Annotated in this window: 10 protein-coding genes; 4 read left to right on the forward strand and 6 right to left on the reverse strand. The window is 70.7% G+C overall.

Annotated features, from left to right (window positions below):
- From AC07DF_RS39570 to AC07DF_RS39585, 4 genes are all read right to left on the reverse strand, one after another.
- Nucleotides 1-8,844 (reverse strand): type I polyketide synthase (locus AC07DF_RS39570; RefSeq protein WP_478982123.1); only part of this gene is annotated, 8,844 nt, incomplete at its 3' end.
- Between the two features lie 54 nt (nt 8,845-8,898).
- Nucleotides 8,899-9,150 (reverse strand): acyl carrier protein, encoded by a 252-nt coding sequence (locus AC07DF_RS39575; RefSeq protein WP_478982125.1) that lies wholly within the window; start codon nt 9,148-9,150, stop codon nt 8,899-8,901.
- Between the two features lie 4 nt (nt 9,151-9,154).
- Complete coding sequence (locus tag AC07DF_RS39580) at nt 9,155-10,669, reverse strand: amino acid adenylation domain-containing protein (RefSeq protein WP_478982127.1); 1,515 nt, start codon at nt 10,667-10,669, stop codon at nt 9,155-9,157.
- A 67-nt stretch (nt 10,670-10,736) separates the two neighbouring features.
- A complete protein-coding gene (locus AC07DF_RS39585) occupies nt 10,737-11,876 on the reverse strand; it encodes an acyl-CoA dehydrogenase family protein (protein ID WP_478982129.1) in 1,140 nt (379 codons plus the stop codon).
- A gap of 269 nt (nt 11,877-12,145) precedes the next feature.
- On the opposite strand from AC07DF_RS39585, the gene AC07DF_RS39590 reads away from it, so the two are divergent.
- From AC07DF_RS39590 to AC07DF_RS39605, 4 genes are all read left to right on the forward strand, one after another.
- Entirely contained in the window at nt 12,146-12,586 is a 441-nt protein-coding gene (locus AC07DF_RS39590; RefSeq protein WP_478982131.1) for an ester cyclase, read from the forward strand.
- A gap of 596 nt (nt 12,587-13,182) precedes the next feature.
- Nucleotides 13,183-14,169, forward strand: a complete 987-nt coding sequence (locus tag AC07DF_RS39595) for a bacteriocin fulvocin C-related protein (RefSeq protein WP_478982133.1) — start codon at nt 13,183-13,185, stop codon at nt 14,167-14,169.
- A 43-nt stretch (nt 14,170-14,212) separates the two neighbouring features.
- Nucleotides 14,213-15,184: a bacteriocin fulvocin C-related protein gene (locus tag AC07DF_RS39600; RefSeq protein ID WP_478982135.1), complete on the forward strand. Its 972-nt coding sequence runs from the start codon at nt 14,213-14,215 to the stop codon at nt 15,182-15,184.
- Nucleotides 15,185-15,536: 352 nt separating this feature from the next.
- The gene (locus AC07DF_RS39605) at nt 15,537-15,965 is read left to right on the forward strand and encodes a cold-shock protein (protein WP_165343870.1); all 429 of its coding nucleotides are present in this window, start codon (nt 15,537-15,539) and stop codon (nt 15,963-15,965) included.
- A gap of 41 nt (nt 15,966-16,006) precedes the next feature.
- Here the strand turns inward: AC07DF_RS39605 and AC07DF_RS39610 are convergent, their stop codons facing one another.
- Entirely contained in the window at nt 16,007-16,645 is a 639-nt protein-coding gene (locus AC07DF_RS39610) for an ISAzo13-like element transposase-related protein (RefSeq protein ID WP_478982137.1), read from the reverse strand.
- 250 nt (nt 16,646-16,895) lie between these two features.
- Nucleotides 16,896-17,900: a mechanosensitive ion channel family protein gene (locus AC07DF_RS39615; protein ID WP_478982139.1), complete on the reverse strand. Its 1,005-nt coding sequence runs from the start codon at nt 17,898-17,900 to the stop codon at nt 16,896-16,898.
- Nucleotides 17,901-18,015 lie beyond the last annotated feature (115 nt).

Consider the following 18,015-nt stretch of genomic DNA (forward strand, 5'->3'; position numbering starts at 1 on the left):
ATTCGACTTCACCGACCCCAGCCACAACGGCCGCCCCTCCGGCCGGCCTTGACCGTAGGTCGCCAGCAACGCCTGCGCCTCGATCGGATCCCCCAACGCGGTCCCCGTACCGTGCGCCTCCACGGCATCCACATCAGCCGCCGACAGCCGCGCACTCTCCAACGCCGCCCGGATCACCCGCTGCTGCGACGGCCCGTTCGGCGCCGTGAGCCCGTTGCTGGCCCCGTCCTGATTCACCGCACTGCCGCGGATCACCGCCAGCACCTCATGCCCGTTCCGCCGGGCATCCGACAACCGCTCCAGCACCAGCACACCCACACCCTCACCCCAGCCCATGCCGTCGGCCCCCGCCGAGAACGCCTTTGAGCGGCCGTCAGGGGACAGTGCTCCCATGCGGCTGAACTCGATGAGGCCCTTCGGGCTGGCCAGCATCGACACGCCGCCGGCGAGGACCAGGGAGCATTCGCCGGTGCGCAGTGCCTGGCCGGCGAGGTGGAGAGCCACCAGCGACGACGAACACGCCGTGTCCACCGTCACCGCCGGCCCCTCGAGACCGAACGCATACGAGACGCGGCCCGAGATGACGCTGCCCGCGCTGCCGGTGACGGCGTAGCCTTCGGCGCCTTCCGGTACGCGGTTCTCGGCGGTGGCGTATCCGTCCGCGCCGGCGCCGACGTAGACGCCGACCGCCTGACCACGCAGGCTCGCCGGGTCGATGCCCGCTCGCTCGAGGGCTTCCCAGGAGGTTTCCAGCAGCAGCCGTTGCTGCGGGTCCATCGCCAGCGCCTCACGGGGCGAAATCCCGAAGAAGTCCGCGTCGAAGTCACCGGCGTTCAGGAGGAAAGCGCCATTCCGTACGGACGTCATGCCGAGGGTGGCGTAGAGCCGTTCGAGGTCCCAGCCACGGTCGGTGGGAAGCCCGCCGACGATGTCGTCACCGGCCGCGATGAGACGCCACAGTTCCTCCGGGGACTGGATACCACCGGGGAGGCGGCAGGCCATTCCGACGATCGCAACGGGGTCGTCGTCTGCCGGTGTCACCGGTGCGGGGGTGTGGGCTCGTCCGGGTGTCCGGGCCGCCTGCCGTACCTCGCCGGTGGCTGCGGTCAGCAGGTGCCGGGCCAGGGCAGCGGGGGTGGGGTGGTCGAAGATCAGGGAGGCGGGCAGCGCCAGCCCTGTCGCCTCGGCGAGCCGGGTGCGCAGTTCCACGGCCGTGAGGGAGTCGAAACCAAGGTCCCTGAACGCCAGGTCGGCCTCTACCTCCTCCGGAGTGTGATGTCTGAGGACGGACGCCACGTGGGCGCGCACCAGGTCGTGGACGACGCGCTCCTGCCCCGCCTCGTGTACTCCGGTGAGGCGGCGTGCGAGTTCCGGCTCCGGTTCGCCGTCGCTCCGCGCCCCGGGACGGACGGCGGTCGCCGCGGGGGCCGGGCGAGCCTCGGGCACCTCGTCCAGCAGCGGACGTGGGCGCGCCATGGTGAACAGCGTGGCGAATCGCTCCCAGTCGACAGCGCTGATGACGACGGATGTCTCGTCGTGGTCGAGGGCCTGCCGCAGGGCCTGGAAGGCCAGGCAGGGGTCGAGGCGGGGCAGCCCCTGGCGCAGGGACCGCTCGGTAAGCAGCTCGCGCCTGGTCGTGTCGTCGTCCCGGTCGTTGAAGGCGTCCCAGATGCCCCACGCCACCGACGTGGCCGACAGTCCGGAGGCCCGGCGCTGCTCGGCCAGTGCGTCGAGGTAGGCGTTGGCCGCCGCGTAGGCGCCTTCGTTGCCGCTGCCCCAGGTGCCGGCGACAGAGGAGAACAGGACGAAGGCGTCCAACTCGTCGGTGCGGAACAGCTCGTGGAGGTGGTGTCCGCCCGCGACCTTGGCGCGGACTGCGGAGGCGTAGCGGTCCACCGTGGTGTCCGCGAGCAGGCCGACGGCCGGGGCCATGGCCGCGTGGAAGACGGCCCGGATGGGCGGCCCCTCGGCCCGCAGGTTCTGGACCAGGGCGGTGAGCGCTTCGCGGTCCGCCACGTCGCAGGCGGCGATCGTCACACGGACGCCCTGTGCCTGGAGTTCGGCCCGCAGTTCGGCGGCGCCCGGTGCGGCCTCGCCGCGTCGGCCGGTGAGGACGATGTGTTCGGCGCCGTTGTCGGCGAGCCGGTGTGCGAGGTGGCTGCCGAGGGCTCCGGTTCCCCCGACGACCAGGACGGTGCCGCGAGGTTTCCAGGTGCGTGGCGCGGGCGTGCCGCCGAGGGGGGCCCTGACGAGGCGGCGTACGAGGATGCCGGAGGTGCGGACGGCCAGCTGGTCCTCCGCCTGGTGACCGGCGAGTGCGGTGCACAGGTGTTCCAGTGACCGCTCGTCGGGGTTGTCGGGCAGGTCGACGAGGCCGCCGTAGCGCTGGGGGTGTTCCAGGCCGGTCACCCGGCCCATGCCCCAGATCTGCGCCTGTTCGGGACGCCGTACGGGATCGTTTTCCGCAACGGAGACGGCGCCTCGGGTCACGCACCACAGGGGGGCGTCGATGCCCGCGTCTCCGAGTGCCTGGGCGATGCTCAGGGTGGCGGTGATTCCGGCGGCGAGGTCGGGGTGTTCGGGGTGCGGGGACTCGTCCAGCGCGAGCAGGGACAGTACTCCGCCGCAGGTTCGGCCGTCCGGGGTGGCCCGGCTGAGCAGTTCGGTGAGTGCTGCCCGGTCGTCGCCCGCGGGATCCACGGGTATGTGCGCCACGTCCGCGCCGCGGTGGGTGAGGGCGTCGAGAGCGGCCTGGATCCAGGGGTGGCCGGTGTTCCGCCGCGAGGTGACGACCAGCCAGGTGCCGGAGAGCCGGGCGGGGGCGGGGGGCCGGGGCATCGGCTTCCAGACGACGCGGTAGCGCCAGGAGTCCAGGACGGAGCGGTCCCGGAGCTTTCGCCGCCAGGAGGCCAGGACCGGGAGGAGCTGTTCGGCGTCTCGATGGCCGGTTCCGGGGCTGTCGGTGTCCGGGGGGAGTTCGAGGGTGCGGGCAAGGTCGGCGAGGTCGCCCTGCTCGACGGCAGCCCAGAAGCGGGCCTCCGCCGGGTCGCCCCCCGTGGACGTTTCGGCGGCGGGGCTCGTTCGGCTCTCGAGCCAGTACCGCTGCCGCTGGAACGCGTACGTGGGCAGGGCCACTCGATGTCCTTGGGGCACCAGCGCCTTCCAGTCGACCTCGACACCGTAGACGGACGCCGTGGCCATGGCGGTGACGATTGCCTCGTGCTCGGGCCGGTCCTTGCGCAGCAGCGGGATCGCCACGGCGTCGGTACGGCTGTCGGGTACCTCGATCAGGGACTCCTGGCTGAGGGCGGCCAGGGTCCCGTCCGGGCCGACTTCGAGGAACGCGGTCACGCCGAGCCGTCGCAGCTCGCGGATGCCGTCCGCGAACCGGACGGCGTCACGGGCGTGCCTCACCCAGTACCCGGCTGAGCACAGTTCGCCGGGCTCGGCCCGCCGCCCGGTCACGTTGGACACCATGGGGATCCCCGGCTCGTGGTAGGTGATCTCCTCTGCCAGGCGTCGGAAGTCGTCGAGCATGCCGTCCATGTGTGCGGAGTGGAACGCGTGACTCACCTGCAGGCGCCTCGTGCGGTGTCCCCGTTCGGCGAGTACGGCGGTCAGCTCCAGTACGGCGTCCTCGTCACCGGAGACGACCGTGGCCCGGGGGCCGTTGACGGCGGCGATGCCGAGCCGGTCCTGGTGGGCGGAGCCGGCGATGGCCTCGGTGACCTCCTCTTCGGGCGCCGACACGGCGACCATGGCGCCACCCGGGGGCAGGGCCTGCATCAACCGGCCGCGGGCGGCCACCAGGCGGGCCGCGTCGGGGAGCGAGAACACTCCGGCCGCGTATGCGGCGGTCAGCTCGCCTATGGAGTGGCCCATCACGTAGTCGGGCTCGACTCCCCAGTGGCGCAGCAGCCGCAGAAGAGCGACCTCCACCGCGAACAGCGCGCTCTGTGTGTACCGGGTCTGGTCCAGCAGCCGGGCGGTCTCCGAGTCCGGCGCGGCGAACATCACCTCGCGCAGTGGCCGCTCCAGCCGGCGGTCCAGTTCGTCCGTCACCTCGTCCAGGGCAGCGGCGAAGACGGGGTGGCGGTCATACAACTGTCGTCCCATGGTGGCCCGTTGGCTTCCCTGTCCGCTGAACAGGAAGGCTGTCATGCCGGGCTGACCTGCCCTGCCCTGTATGACGCCCTCGGCGTGACGGCCCTCGGCGAGTTCCGTAAGGCCGCCGAGGACGGTGTCCCGGTCGTCCGCGGGGGCCAGGAGCACGGCCCGGGTTTCCAGCAGGGAACGGGTGGTGGCCAGCGAGTACGCGATGTCCACGGGGTCCAGGTCCGGGCGCGCGGCGACGAATTGCGCCAGTCGCGCGGCCTGACCGCGCAGCCCCGCGCTGCCGCGGGCCGACACCACCCACGGCACGAGCCCGGACGACGGGGCGGGCGCCGCCGTACAGGCGTCCGCGCCGCCGACGCGGGTGGCCTGTTCGACGAGGACGTGGGCATTGCTGCCGCTGAAGCCGAAGGAGGACACGCCCGCCCGGGCCGGCCGGCCACGCTCCGGCCAGGCGCGGCGCTCGGTGACGAGGGAGACGGGCAGCCTCTCCCAGTCGATCCGGCGGGAGGGGGTGTTGATCAGGTGCGGGGGGATCTCGCGGTAGTGCAGGGAGAGGATGACCTTGAGCAGGCCGGTGATGCCGGCTGCCGCCTCCAGGTGGCCGATGTTCGCCTTGGCCGAGCCGATGTACAGCGGTGCGCGCTCGTCGCGTCCGGGGCCGAGGGCCTGCGCCATGGCGTGCACCTCGATGGGGTCGCCCAGGGGGGTGCCGGTGCCGTGTGCCTCCACGTAGTCGACGTCGGCGGGTGCCCAGCCCGCGCGGGCCAGTGCCTGGCGGATCAGGGCGGTCTGCGCAGCCGCGTTCGGGACGGTGAATCCTCCGCTGTCACCGTCCTGGTTGACGGCGGTGCCGCGCAGCACGGCGTAGATGCGGTCGCCGTCGCGTTCGGCGGCGGCCTGTGGTTTGAGGACGAGTGTGACCGCGCCCTCACCTCGCCCGTAGCCGTCCGCCACCTCGTCGAAGGTCTTGCAGCGGCCGTCGGGGGCGAGCGCCCCGCCGGCAGACATCGCCACCGACACGGTGGGCGACGCGATGACATTGACGCCGCCGACGAGAGCGACCTCGCAGTCGCCCGCCCTCAGTCCCTGGCAGGCGAGGTGCACGGCGGTCAGCGAGGCCGAGCAGGCAGTGTCCACCGCCAGGCTGGGTCCGCGCAGTCCGAGGAAGTACGACAGCCGGCCCGCGGAGGCGGCGAAGGTGTTTCCGGTGCCGTAGTAGAGGTCGATGTCGGCCATGTCGCGGGTGAGCAGTTCGTGATAGTCGGCCGTGTTGAGGCCGACGTACACCCCGACCTGGCGCCCCGTCAGGTCGGACGCGGGGTATCCGGCGTCCTCCAGCGCTTCCCAGGACACTTCGAGGGCGAGCCGCTGCTGTGGGTCCAGGGAGACGGCCTCGCGGGGCGAGATGCGGAAGAACGCGGCGTCGAAGCCGGAGACGTCGTCCAGGTAGCCGCCGTCGGTGGGTACGCCTGGGCCCGCCTCGGCCCAGATCGGATCGTCACGGCGGTGCGGTGGCGGGCTGGACACGGCGGAGCGGCTCTCGGTGAGCAGCGACCAGAAGTCCTGCGGGGAGGAGGCGCCGGGGAGCCGGCAGGCAATGCCGATGACTGCGAAGGAGCCGTCCTCCCCGGAATCGGTGACGCCGGCCGAGGGCGCGGGCTGTGGGGTCTCCTCTCCGGAGCGCTGCTGCGTCAGCTGGGTGAGGTGGGCGGCCAGGGCCTGGACCGACGGGTGCTCGAAGACCACGCTGGAGGGGAGCGTGACCGCGAACTCCGCTTCGAGGCGCTTGTGGAGTGCCACGGCGGTCAGCGAGTCCAGGCCCTGCTCGAACAGGCCTCGCCGGTGGGGCAGCGGGTGGCCCAGGCTGAGGCCGAGGAGGTGCCGGACGCAGGCGTCGACCCGGTGCGTGACCTGCGCGGAGGGCCGGGCGCCATCGACGGGCACCGCAGGCCCGCCGGATGTGGACGGTGTGTCGAGCGCGGGCCTGGCGACGGGCTCCGGTACGGCGTCCGGTATCGCTGCGGGGGAGCCGTTCTGCGCGGGCTGCCGGCCCTCTCGCAGCGCGGGCAGCCAGTACCGCTCGCCGTGCCAGGAAGGCACCGGCAGATCCCGGTAGCGACGCGGCCTGCCGGTGACCTGTTCCCAGTCCACCGCCGCCCCGGTGATGTGGAGCCGGGCCAGTGCCTTGTGCAGTGCCACGGGGCCGGGCTCGTCGCGACGCAGCGTGCCGAGTACGGCGCTGTCGCGCCCGCGGCGCCGTACGGCGTCGATCAGCGGCCGGGTGAGGACCGGGTGCGGGCCGATCTCCACCAGGGAGTAGGGCTCGGGCTCGGACAGGAGGCGGTCGATCGCCGGCCACAGCCGGACGGGTTCCGTGATGTTACGGCCCCAGTACGCGTCGTCGAGCCGGCCGGCGTCAGTGTGGGGATCGACGCTGGACAGGAGGCGCAGGGCCGGGTCGTGCGGAAGGAGGCCGGCGATCGCCTCCCTCAGGCGCGGGCCGCACGCGGCGACGAGCGGGCTGTGGAACGGGTAGTCGACGCGGGTACGGCGGCAGGGCAGCCCCCTGCCCTCCAGGACCAGCACAGCGGCCTCCACGGCGTCGTCCGGCCCGGCGACGACGACCGACTCGGGGCCGTTCACGGCGGCGACGACGACCGGGAGTCCGCTGTCCGCGAGGAGCCGCTCGACGGTGTCGGGGGCGCCCTGAACGGCGAGCATGCGTCCGGTGCCGGCGGTTTCCCGCAGGATCTGCCCTCGGCGCACGATCAGCCGGACGGCGTCCGGGAGATCCAGCACGCGGGCCGTGTGGGCGGCGGCGATCTCGCCGACGCTGTGGCCCACGACGGCCGCCGGGACGACTCCCCGCCGGGCGAGCCAGCGGGTCAGGGCCACCTGCACGGCGAAGATGGCCGGCTGGGCCAGGTCCGTACGGTCCAGGCCGCCGTCCTCGTGCCGCCGCAGCGTGTCGATCAGCGACCAGGACGCCTCGGCGCGGATCAGCGCGTCGCACTCGTCGAGCGTTTCCCTGATCTCGGGCTCGCTGCGCTGAAGGTCGGTCGCCATGCCGGGCCACTGGCAGCCCTGGCCGGAGAAGACGAAGACCGGCGCGGGTTCGCCCTCGGCGCCGAGGACGCCCGAGCAGGCGCCGTCGGGGTCCTCGAGTGCCGCGATCAGCCCTTCCCGGTCGGTGGCGACGGCCGCGAAGCGGTGGGCTTCGTGGGTGCGCCGCGTGGCGGCGGAGGCGAGCGTGTCGCCGAGCGGCTCGTCATCCTGTGCCAGTCGGTCTCGCATCGCCGTGATCTGGCCGGCGAGGCCTTCGTGGCGGGCGGCGGAGACCAGCAGGACGTGCGCACCCGGCGCCGGTGGTCCGGCGGCCGGTTCGGCCTCGTCGGGCGGAGCCTCCGCGATGAGGTGGACGTTGGTGCCGCTGAGACCGAACGCGCTGACGCCGGCGCGCAGACGGCGGCCGGTCCCGGCCGGGTCGGTGGCGGTCAGGTCGGTGCCGGTCAGGGGCACTGCGATGCCGCCGCCGCGCCAGTCGACGGCGGGGGTGAGTTCATCGATGTGGGGCTGCACCGGTGCATGACCGGTGGTGATGACCCAGATCGACTTGAGCAGTCCGGTGATTCCGGCGGCGGCGTCGGTGTGCCCGAAGACCGCCTTGTGCGAGCCGAGGAAGAGCGGCTTGCCGCCGGTACGGGCCGTGCCGTAGACCTCGGACAGGACGCCCAGCTCGATCATGTCGCCGAGGGGGGTGCCGGTGCCGTGGGCCTCCACGTAGTCGACGTCGTCCGGCCCGAGCCCCGCGTTGGTGAGGGCCGCCTGCAGGACGGCAGCCTGCGCCTCGGCGTTGGGGGCGGTGAGGCCGAGGCTGCCGCCGTCGTTGTTGACCGCGGAGCCGCGGATGACGGCATGGATCCGGTCGCGGTCGGCGACGGCGTCCGTAAGCCGTTTGAGGACGACGACGCCGCAGCCCTCGCCGCGGACGATGCCGTCGGCCGAGGCGTCGAACGGCCGGCACCGGCCCGAGGGCGAGATGGCTCCGATGCGGCTCATGAACACGCTGATCTCGGGGCTGAGCAGCAGGCTGACGCCGCCGGCGAGCGCGGTGTCGACGTCGCCGGCCCGCAGGCTCTGGCAGGCCTGGTGCACGGCGTAGAGCGAGGAGGAGCAGGCGGAGTTGACGGCGACAGCGGGTCCTCGCAGGTCGAACGCGTAGGCGAGGCGTCCCGCCGCGAAGCTGAACTCCGTTCCGGTGACGTAGTGCGGGCCGATGCCGTCGAGGCCGACGGCCTTCGTGTGCAGGAGGTGGTAGTCGCCGGCGAGCAGTCCGACGAAGACCCCGGTGCGGGAGGCGCGCCATTCCTCGCGAGGGCGTCCGGAGTCGGCCATGGCCTCCCAGGCCACTTCCATCAGGAGGCGGTGCTGCGGGTCGATGGCGGCGGCCTCGCGCGGCGTGATCCCGAAGTACGCCGGGTCAAAGCGTTCGATGTCGTCCAGGAACGACCCGGAGTGGTTGGTGATGGTGCCCGGCCGCTCCGGCTCGGGGTCGTGCAGCTCACGTGCCCAGCGGTCCTCCGGAACCGGCCGAAGGACGTCGGTGCCCGACCTGAGCACGCTGCCGAGAGAGCCGAGGTCCCGCACGCCGCCGGGCAGGCGGCATCCCATGCCGACGACCGCGATGGGCTCGGCATGGCGGGAGGTCACGTCCGTGCTGGCGACCATGGTCCTGAAACGCCTTTCGCTCTGACTTGCCCGGGCGGAGTACGGCCCGCCTGGTCAGGCCAGGCGGGCGACCATCGCGGTGATGCTGCGCACGTCCCTGAGGTTGTCCGCGTGGATCTCACGGGGCGGGACGACGACGCCGAACTCCTCGCGCACGAAGCCGATCAGTTGCGCGACTCTGAGCGAGTTGAGGACTCCCCACTCCAGCAGCGGTGAGGTGTCCTGCAGCTCGCCCTGCGGGTCTCCTTCGAGAAACTTCTCGCGGACGTACTCCGCGATTCGCTTGGTCATCTCCTGGTCAGGCATGACGTCACCTTCCGCTCGCGTGCGGCTGCTCAGTGGGGTGGGACACGACGGCCTCGGCGCGCGCCGCCTCCGTGAGGGCGGCGCGGTCGGTCTTTCCGTTGCGGTTGTGGGGCAGTTGGGGAAGGAAGTGGATCTCGTCGGCGAGCATGTAGCGGGGCAGTCGCTGTGCCGCGTGCCGCCTGAGTCCCAGAACCCCCACCTCGCGGCCTCGCGCCGGGACGACGTACGCCACCAGCCGGGCGTCCATGCCGCTGCCCACGACGACGACGGCAGCCTCCGCCACGTCGTCGTGCAGGGCGAGCACCGTCTCGACTTCGGTCGGCTCGACACGGTGTCCGCGCACCTTGACCATGTGGTCGCGACGGCCGAGGTACTCGAACGAGCCGTCGGGAAGCCGCCGGACAAGGTCTCCGGTGCGGTAGGGCCCCTGGTGCGGTTGCACACCCCAGTAGCCGAGCATCACCGTGGGACCCTCCACGAGCAGTTCGCCCACTTCCCCCACAGCGGCCGGCCGGCCGTCGGGGGTCTCGGCCCACGCGTGGTCGCCGCTCACGGGGGTGCCGATCGGCAGGGGCCGGTCGTTTTCCACGTCGGCGGGCCCGACCTCGTGACGGAGGCACACATTGGTCTCAGTGGGACCGTAGAGGTTGAGCAGGCGTGCGCCGGTCCAGCGCGCGAGTGCGCGCACTTGCGGCAGGGGGAACGGCTCGCCCGCGAACAGCACCGCGCGCAGCGCTTCGGGGGCGGGGCGGTCGAGCAGTGCGCCGTCTCGCATCAGCAGCGTCAGAGCGGACGGCACCGAGTACCACACGGTGATCCGCCACTGGTGGATCAGTTCCGCCAGCTGCGCGGGGGCGTAGGCGAGTTCGGAGGGTATGAGGTGGACCGAGGCGCCGACGGCGAACGCCGCGTACAGGTCGAGGACGGACAGGTCGAAGGTGAACGGCGCGTGGTTGGCGAAGCGGTCCTGTGGCCCGGGGCCAAGCTCCTTGACGGCCCAGTCGACGAACGCGCGTGCGTTCCCGTGGCTGATGCAGACCCCTTTGGGGGCGCCTGTCGAGCCCGAGGTGTAGAGGATGTAGGCGAGGTCGTCGGGTGCGACCTCCGCGTCCACCGGGGCGGCCTCGGGGTCCGGTTCCTGCGCCAGGTCGGCGCTGGGCAGCAGGGAGCCGAGAGCGTCCCGGAGCCCGGCGAGCCGGTCGGCAGAGGTGAGGACGGCGGCGGCCGTGCAGTCGCGTGCCATGGCGGCGACGCGGGCCACGGGCACGGCGCCGTCGGCGGGCACGTAGGCGGCGCCGAGCCGCAGCACCGCCTGCATGGCCACCACGAAGTCCGGGGACTTGTCGGCCCACAGCACGACGCGGTCCCCGGCAGCGACTCCCATCGCGCGCAGCCGGTGGGCAAGGGCGTTGGCTGCGTAGTCGAGTTCGGCGTAGCACAGGTCGCCGGTGGGCCCGGCCACGGCCGGCCGGTCGGGTTCCCTGGCGGCGGAGTCGATGGCCAGCCGGTGCAGGCTCATGGCAGGACCGTCCCTTCGGCGGCCCTCAGGCGGGGTCGACTCGGGCTGTGCCGTTGGCTCGTACGGTTCACAGGCCGAGCCCTCTCGCGACGACTTCCCGCTGGATGTCGGTGGCGCCGGAGAAGATCCCGCCGGGTACGGAGTCCCTGAGGTGCTGTTCGATCCCAGCGGATCTGAGGTATCCGTCACCCCCGAAGACCTGGATGGCGTCGAGGCTGTTGGCCACTGCGGCCTCGGAAACGGCGATCTTGGACAGGGCTACCGCCTCGTTGTGGTCGCGGCCTCCGTCGAGGAGCCAGCAGGCGCGGTACAGCAGCAGGCGGGCACTCTCGAGCCGTTGCTTCATTCCGGCGATGCGGTGCGAGACGGCCTGGAACTCGCCGATGGGACGGCCGAACTGGCGCCGGGTGCGCGCTCGTTCGACGCACTGCTGTAGTTGACGCTCCATCAGGCCCAGGTAGACGGCGAACAGGCAGCCGCGTTCCCACGCCATCGAGTGCTGGAAGACGGCCGTGCCCTGCCCCTCCCGGCCCAGCCGGTAGGTCTCGGGCACCCGGCATTGCCGGAAGAGCACTCGCCCGGCCGGGCAACCGCCGAGGCCCATCTTCTCGAAGGGCTCACCAATGGCCACTCCGGGAGCGGTTCTTGGCACCGCGAATGCCGTGATTCCGAGGAAGCCGGCGGCGGGGGCGGTCGTGGCGTAGGTGACGAACACGTCGGCGGCGGGGGCGTTGCTCGCGAACGACTTGTCGCCGTGCAGCACATAGCCCCCGGGCTCCTGCTCGGCGGTCACGCCGAGACGGGAGAGGTCGGAGCCGGCCTCGTCCTCCGTCATGGCGTTCGCCGCGATCAGCTCGCCGGACGCCAGTCCGGCGAGCAGTTCACCCCGGACGTCGCCGTCGGCGAAGTCGCGAATCGGAACAGCGCAGGCCAGCAGGTGGGCGGCCACGGCGAACACCAGCCCGGTGTTGGGGCAGGCCCGGCCGAACGCCTGGAGGCACAGCGCGGTGTCCAGCGCTCCGAGACCGCCCCCGCCGTACTCGGCGGGCATGCACAGCCCCGTGAGCCCGATCTGCGCCGCGCTTTTCCACTGCGTGCGGGTGAAGGGCAGCTCCGACGACGTGCCGGGCCCGCCCAGCTGCTGCGTGACTTCGGCGGAGACACGGTCGTAGCGACATCGCTGTTCATCGGTGAGGTCGAAATCCACTGACGCGGTACCTCGCATTCGTGCCGGACAATTCCGCCGTTTCCCACGGACACGCTACGGGACCGGCACCGGGTTCAGTCAGCCCTTGGTAACCCCTAAAATCATCCCTGAGACCCCTACGGAATCACCCCGCACAAGGCCCCTACCCCTATTTCTGCGGACAGGTGACGTAAGGCGCTGGTACGGGTTGCCGCATTGCCGCCGCGGCAGATAAGTTGCCGGGAGCAGCGACTCGGCCGCAGACCTTCCTCAGACGGGACGGATTCGCCATGGGGCACCTCTCAGAGATAGCCATCAGCCTCAACAAGGCGTTCAACGCGGGTGATACGGAAAGACTGCGGGAACTCATCTCACCCGATGTCGTCGCCCATCTCGCGGGGACGTCGAGCGACGCCGAGCACCCCCCGGGCACGCCGCGCGACCGGGAGGGCTTGCTGGGCGTGTGGCAGCTCACCCGGGCGTTCTTTCCCGATCTCCATTCCACCCTGGAGGAAATCGTCGAGACCGAGGACGTGGTGGCCACCAGGTCCGTGGTCCGGGGCACCCACACTCTGGATTTCATGGGAATGCCGCCGACGGGAAAGACCTTCGAGATGATGACGATGAACATGAACCGGGTGCAGGACGGAATCATCGTCGAACACTGGGCTCTCAGTGACAACGTGACCATGCTGGCGCAGCTCGGCTACAAGTTCACGGGTACCTCCTGACGCCCGGCGTTCGACCCTGGAGCTGAGCTGGCGATGCAGGCCCATGGCCCTTGCCGCTTTCTGCAGGACCCACAGACACTCCCTCGCGCACCAGCTATTGATCAACTCAGCGTAAGAAGTCGCGCGGAATCGCTCCGCACGACCAAGCGGCATCGCTGCGAGTTCATGCCGGCGCCCTCGCAAGTCTCGGAATTGCGCGGACCGTGTCGCGTGGTCCGGTTCGTCTCCTATTCCATGAACCCGAGCAGGCTATGACGCACAGTCCTCGATCGTGCCTTGGCCCGTCCTCGTACCGTCCTTCGCCCGGCACGGGTATGGCGATAAATTCATAACAGAGTGTTGACGGAAGCACGTCAATATGGAATGGTGCAGTCAACAGTGCGAGCTGACACCCGTACACACGGAACAGGCCTAACTGCGCACGTGCCGCCATCATCCACGAATTATGGGGATCTCCCCCTCCAGCCCCCGGCAAACCGCTGCCCAGAGCACCGGCAACTGCATCCAGGGCGAGGGACAGCTGCGGATAAACGTGTGAACGGCGTGCGTGCCAGCTCTTCCAGGAAAGGCACGATCTCCACCGAGAAAGGCAAGGAATGACTTCTCAGCCAGCCGGCCAGTGGATTCTGGCGTTCGACGCTTCATGCTGCAAGTGCAGCAAGGTCGCACAGCAGGTCCAGCAGTCCAGCGGCGACAAGCTCGACATCAAGCCCCTGTCCGATCCCGAGGTGACGGCCTGGCGCACGCAGGCCCTGGGCGACAACGCCCCCTTCGCCCCGACCCTGATCAGCGTCGAAGAGGGCGGCAGGGTACGCGCCTGGACCGGGTTCGCCATGGCGGCACGGCTGCCCAGGCTGCTGGGCCCGAGCACCACGTTGCGACTCCTGGCCGCGCTGGGCGCGCTGCGCAAGGGAACCGCCGCACCGGCGGACCAGGGCGGCTCGTCGGGGATGGGGCGTGGACAGTTCCTGCGCCTGGCCGGCGCGGGCGCGGTCGCCGCCCTGTTCGCCGCGAACGCGTCTCCGGCCGCCGCCAAGGAGCTGACTGAGGCCCAGAAGTGGGTCCAGGCGAACAAGGCCAAACTCCCGCAGACCTACAGCACCTTCGCGCGGTACGACATGGCGCACCGGAAGGCGATCTACGCCGAACTCAGCCCGTCGGTGCGCAGCAACATGTGGGTGGACCACCTCAAGGCCTACCGTGCCGCCCACCCCGATCTGTCGGCCGACCAGGTTGAGATCATCGACCGGACCGTCGAACTGGCGCGTCAGGAGTCCACGTTCAGCGGCGAGCCGACTCCCGAGCTCGAGCAGCAGTTGCAGGCTCTGCGGGACCCCGCCATCGCCGCCTTCGGCAAGGCGGAGGCAGGGGCATTGCTGGCAACGCTCGGCCCGGCTCCCGCTGCCGCTGCCGCTCCCAAAGCAGCGAAGGGCGTCCTGGCCGAATGCGACTGCAACTGGCCGAACGACTACTGCGATTCGGGCAACTGTGTGATGTGCCAGAACTGCGGTGCCTGCTGTACGTGCCACAGGGGTTGCGGCCATCTCTGGGTGCAGACATGCAACGGAGAGTGCACCAACTAGCACTGCGGACGAAAGTTGTGATCCGCACTAATAAGGACAAGCGATGACTTCTCAGCCAGCCGGCCAGTGGATTCTGGCGTTCGACGCTTCATGCTGCAAGTGCAGCAAGGTCGCACAGCAGGTCCAGCAGTCCAGCGGCGACAAGCTCGACATCAAGCCCCTGTCCGATCCCGAGGTGACGGCCTGGCGCACGCAGGCCCTGGGCGACAACGCCCCCTTCGCCCCGACCCTGATCAGCGTCGAAGAGGGCGGCAGGGTACGCGCCTGGACCGGGTTCGCCATGGCGGCACGGCTGCCCAGGCTGCTGGGCCCGAGCACCACGCTGCGACTCCTGGCCGCGCTGGGCGCGCTGCGCAAGGGAACCGCCGCACCGGCGGACCAGGGCGGCTCGTCGGGGATGGGGCGTGGACAGTTCCTGCGCCTGGCCGGCGCGGGCGCGGTCGCCGCCCTGTTCGCCGCGAACGCGTCTCCGGCCGCCGCCAAGGAGCTGACTGAGGCCCAGAAGTGGGTCCAGGCGAACAAGGCCAACCTCCCGCAGAACTATGCCGCGTTCACCCGTCATGACGTGACATACCGCAGGGCGATCTACACCGAACTCGCCCCGTCAGTGCGCAGCAACATGTGGGTGGATCATCTGCAGGCCTACCGTTCTGCCCACCCCGACCTGACGGCCGACCAAGTTGACGTCATCAACAGGGCCGTGAAACTGGCCCGTCGGGAAGCCACCTTCAACGAAGAGCTGACTCCCCAGCTGGACCAGCAGGCGCAGGATCTTCGCGATCGCGCCATCGCCGCCTTCGGCAAAGCTGAGGCAGGAGCGCTGCTGGCAACGCTCGGCCCCGCTCCCACTTCGGCGGAGCTGGCCGCGTCGGACTGCACGTGCGCCCAGTTTTCCGACTACTGCGACAGGGGGAACTGCGTGCAGTGTGCCTACTGCGACGATTGCTGGTGTAAGTGCAACAGGGGCTGCGGCACTCTCTGGGCGTACAAGTGCCAAGGAACGTGTGAGGACTAGCGGACCAGGACCAGGCACGCCTTCGACACCGCAGGCTGCGGCGGACCGACACCCCTCGGTCCGCCGCAGCCCGCACGGCAGTCGGTGAGCCGGTTGGCCGGTGGCAGAGGACGATGCCGAGCTTCCGCCGCGCGGGTGCCTCACGGGTCCGAGTTATCGCCTCGGGATATCGAGAAGGCCAGCATTAACAGCATCGGCGCTGCGGTCTTCGGTCATGCTTTCCTCCCCGCGCCCGGGGCCCGGCACCATCCAGCCGCTCGCCCTGTGGGGTGTTGCTGACGTAGCCTTCTGCGCTGGTGTTGATTCGGGCGCTGGTCCCGATATCGTTGGGTTTCTTTTGGGAGTTGCTGGCATGGTTGCTGGTCGTGTGGTGCGGTTCGACAGTGCGCGGGGTTATGGGTTCATCGCTCCGGACGATGGTGATGAGGACGTCTTCCTGCACGTCAACGACTTGAGGATGCCGGAGCACCAGTTGCATCCGGGCCTCGTCGTCGAATTCGAGGTCGCGGAGGGAGACCGCGGGCCGAAGGCCTCGGCTGTGAGGCCGGCCGCGGGAGCCAACGGCAAGCCGCGGGACGTCGCCGCGGGATCCCTCGCGGGGCCCGTCAGGCAACTGGACGGCGACGATTCACTGTGCGACGTGCTCACCGCGAACGAGTACCTCCACGAGGTCACCGAGGTCCTGCTCTCCGCGGCCCCCTCACTGACCGGGGAACAGATCCTCCAGATTCGTCGCGGGCTGCTCCAGTTCGGAAAGAACCACGGGTGGACCGAAGACTGAGAGATCACGACAGGGCGCCTACTGAGAGGCCTACCGACCCTTCACCCGGCACCCTCGGGGCAGCAGCCGTGGACGGAACGGCTCCACTCCACGACCCTCAGCACCCGCACCGGCTCGATCGGCAGCATCACACGCCGCGCCCCCCGACCACTCACCTTCTTCTTGGTGTCCACGCTGATCACCGGGTCACCGGCCTGGAGGAAGTCGGCCACCGTCGCGTAGAGGTGCCCAAATTGCGCGTCCCGGTCCGGGTGGTGGCTGCCGGCCAGCACCCGCGCGTTGCCGCGCAGGCTGAACCCGGCCGCATTCAGCAGGGCCGCGAGTGTGTCGCGACCCACCTTCCGGCCCTGGACGGCGAGCTCGTCCGCCAGGCCTCGCAGCGATTTCGTCGTCCAGGTCAGCGGCTTCATCGGATCGCCCTGCCTGCTGCCCTCGACCAGCTCCAGTAGCGCCGGCAGCGGCCCCGGGTCCTTGTCCGCCAGGGCTGGACGGCCCGCACCCGACCGCCGTACACGCTCGTCTGGTTCCGCCCCCGCATCGAACTCGGCCAGGCCGCGGCTGACGCAACCCTTCGAGACCCCTGCGGCCCGCGCCACCGCGGCGATCCCGCCGTGCCCGAGCTGCCGGGCCTCCGCGCCGTACAGGATCCGACGCTGCCGCTCGTTCCGATGCGGCGTCACCGCCTCCAGCTTCGCCCGCAACGATCCGACCGTCCCATCGATGCGCCTCGTATCACAAGAACGAGCCCAACTATCGCAAGCTACCCACTAATTCATCGACGGCCCCTGAGCGCCGGTGTGCCCCAGCCGCTCCGACCCGACCTTAACGGACTCCCCTGCCGCAATCAGCAGAGATGCCGAGGCATTCCGCGGGGCGTGGAGCCCGGTGGCGGGCCCGCCCCGCGGGGAAGGCCCGCCATCTCACCGAAGGTCACCGAGCAGACAGCACGGGATCGCCGGCCGCGTCCTCCGTACGCAGCCAGATGGCGCGCTGGGGGAAGGGGATGTCGATGGCGTCCTCGTCGAGGTCCTTGACCCGGCGGCGCAGTTCGCGGGTGACGGCCCACTGCTGCAGCGGAGTGGTCTTGACGGCGACGCGCACGATGACGCCGTCGGCGGCCAGCGACTGCACGCCCCACACCGCGGGGTCCTCCAGCAGGAGGTCGGCGAAGGCCGGTTCCTGACGAAGGCCCTGACCGGCCTCCTCCAGTATGCGGTACACGGTGTCGAGGTCGGCGTCGTAGGCCACGGCGACGTCCAGGACGGCACGGGCCCAGTCCTGGCTGTCGTTGCGCACGCGCAGGATCTCGCCGTTGCGGATGCGCCAGAGGCCCCCGTTGAGGTCCCGCACATGCGTCAGCCGAAGGCCGACGTGTTCCACTTCGCCGACGGCCTCGCCGAGATCGACCGAGTCGCCCACGCCGTACTGATCCTCGGCCATGATCAGCAGACCGGACAGATAGTCGGCGACCAGGCTCTGGGCGCCCAATCCGATCGCCAGGCCGACGACGCCGGCACTGGCCATGAGCGGACCCAGGGCGATGCCCACCTGGTCCAGCACCATGGCGACCCCGACCAGCGACAGGATGATCGTCACCGCGCTGCTGAGCACCGAACCGATGGTGCGGGCGCGCTGCTCGCGCCGCTGCCGGCCGAGTGACCGGTCGCGGTGCAGGACGACCAGGCCCCGGCCCGGTGACCGCGACGGCGGGGCATCGCCGTCACCACCGGCAGGTTCGAGTACGTGCCGCACGACCCGGGTGATGGCCCGCTTGGCCACCCAGCGGACCACGGCCAGGACCGCGAAGATGAGCGCGATCCGCAGTGGAATCCCGATGAGTGCCTCTGTGTGGTCCTGGACCCAGCCCGACCATGGGGCGGTCGGCTCTATGCCTGCTCCCCGGTCTGGCTCTGCGAGGGGAAGGGCTGTCAGCACTGGGGGGGGGCTCCGTTCCTCGGTGTGGCAGTGCGCGGGCCCCGCCCACCCACAGTCGCGGCAAGCATGATCGTCGATCCCACAGGGCGGGACGGACTTACGGCAGCCCCTCTTG

The sequence above is a fragment of the Streptomyces sp. NPDC044719 genome (assembly GCF_056433405.1).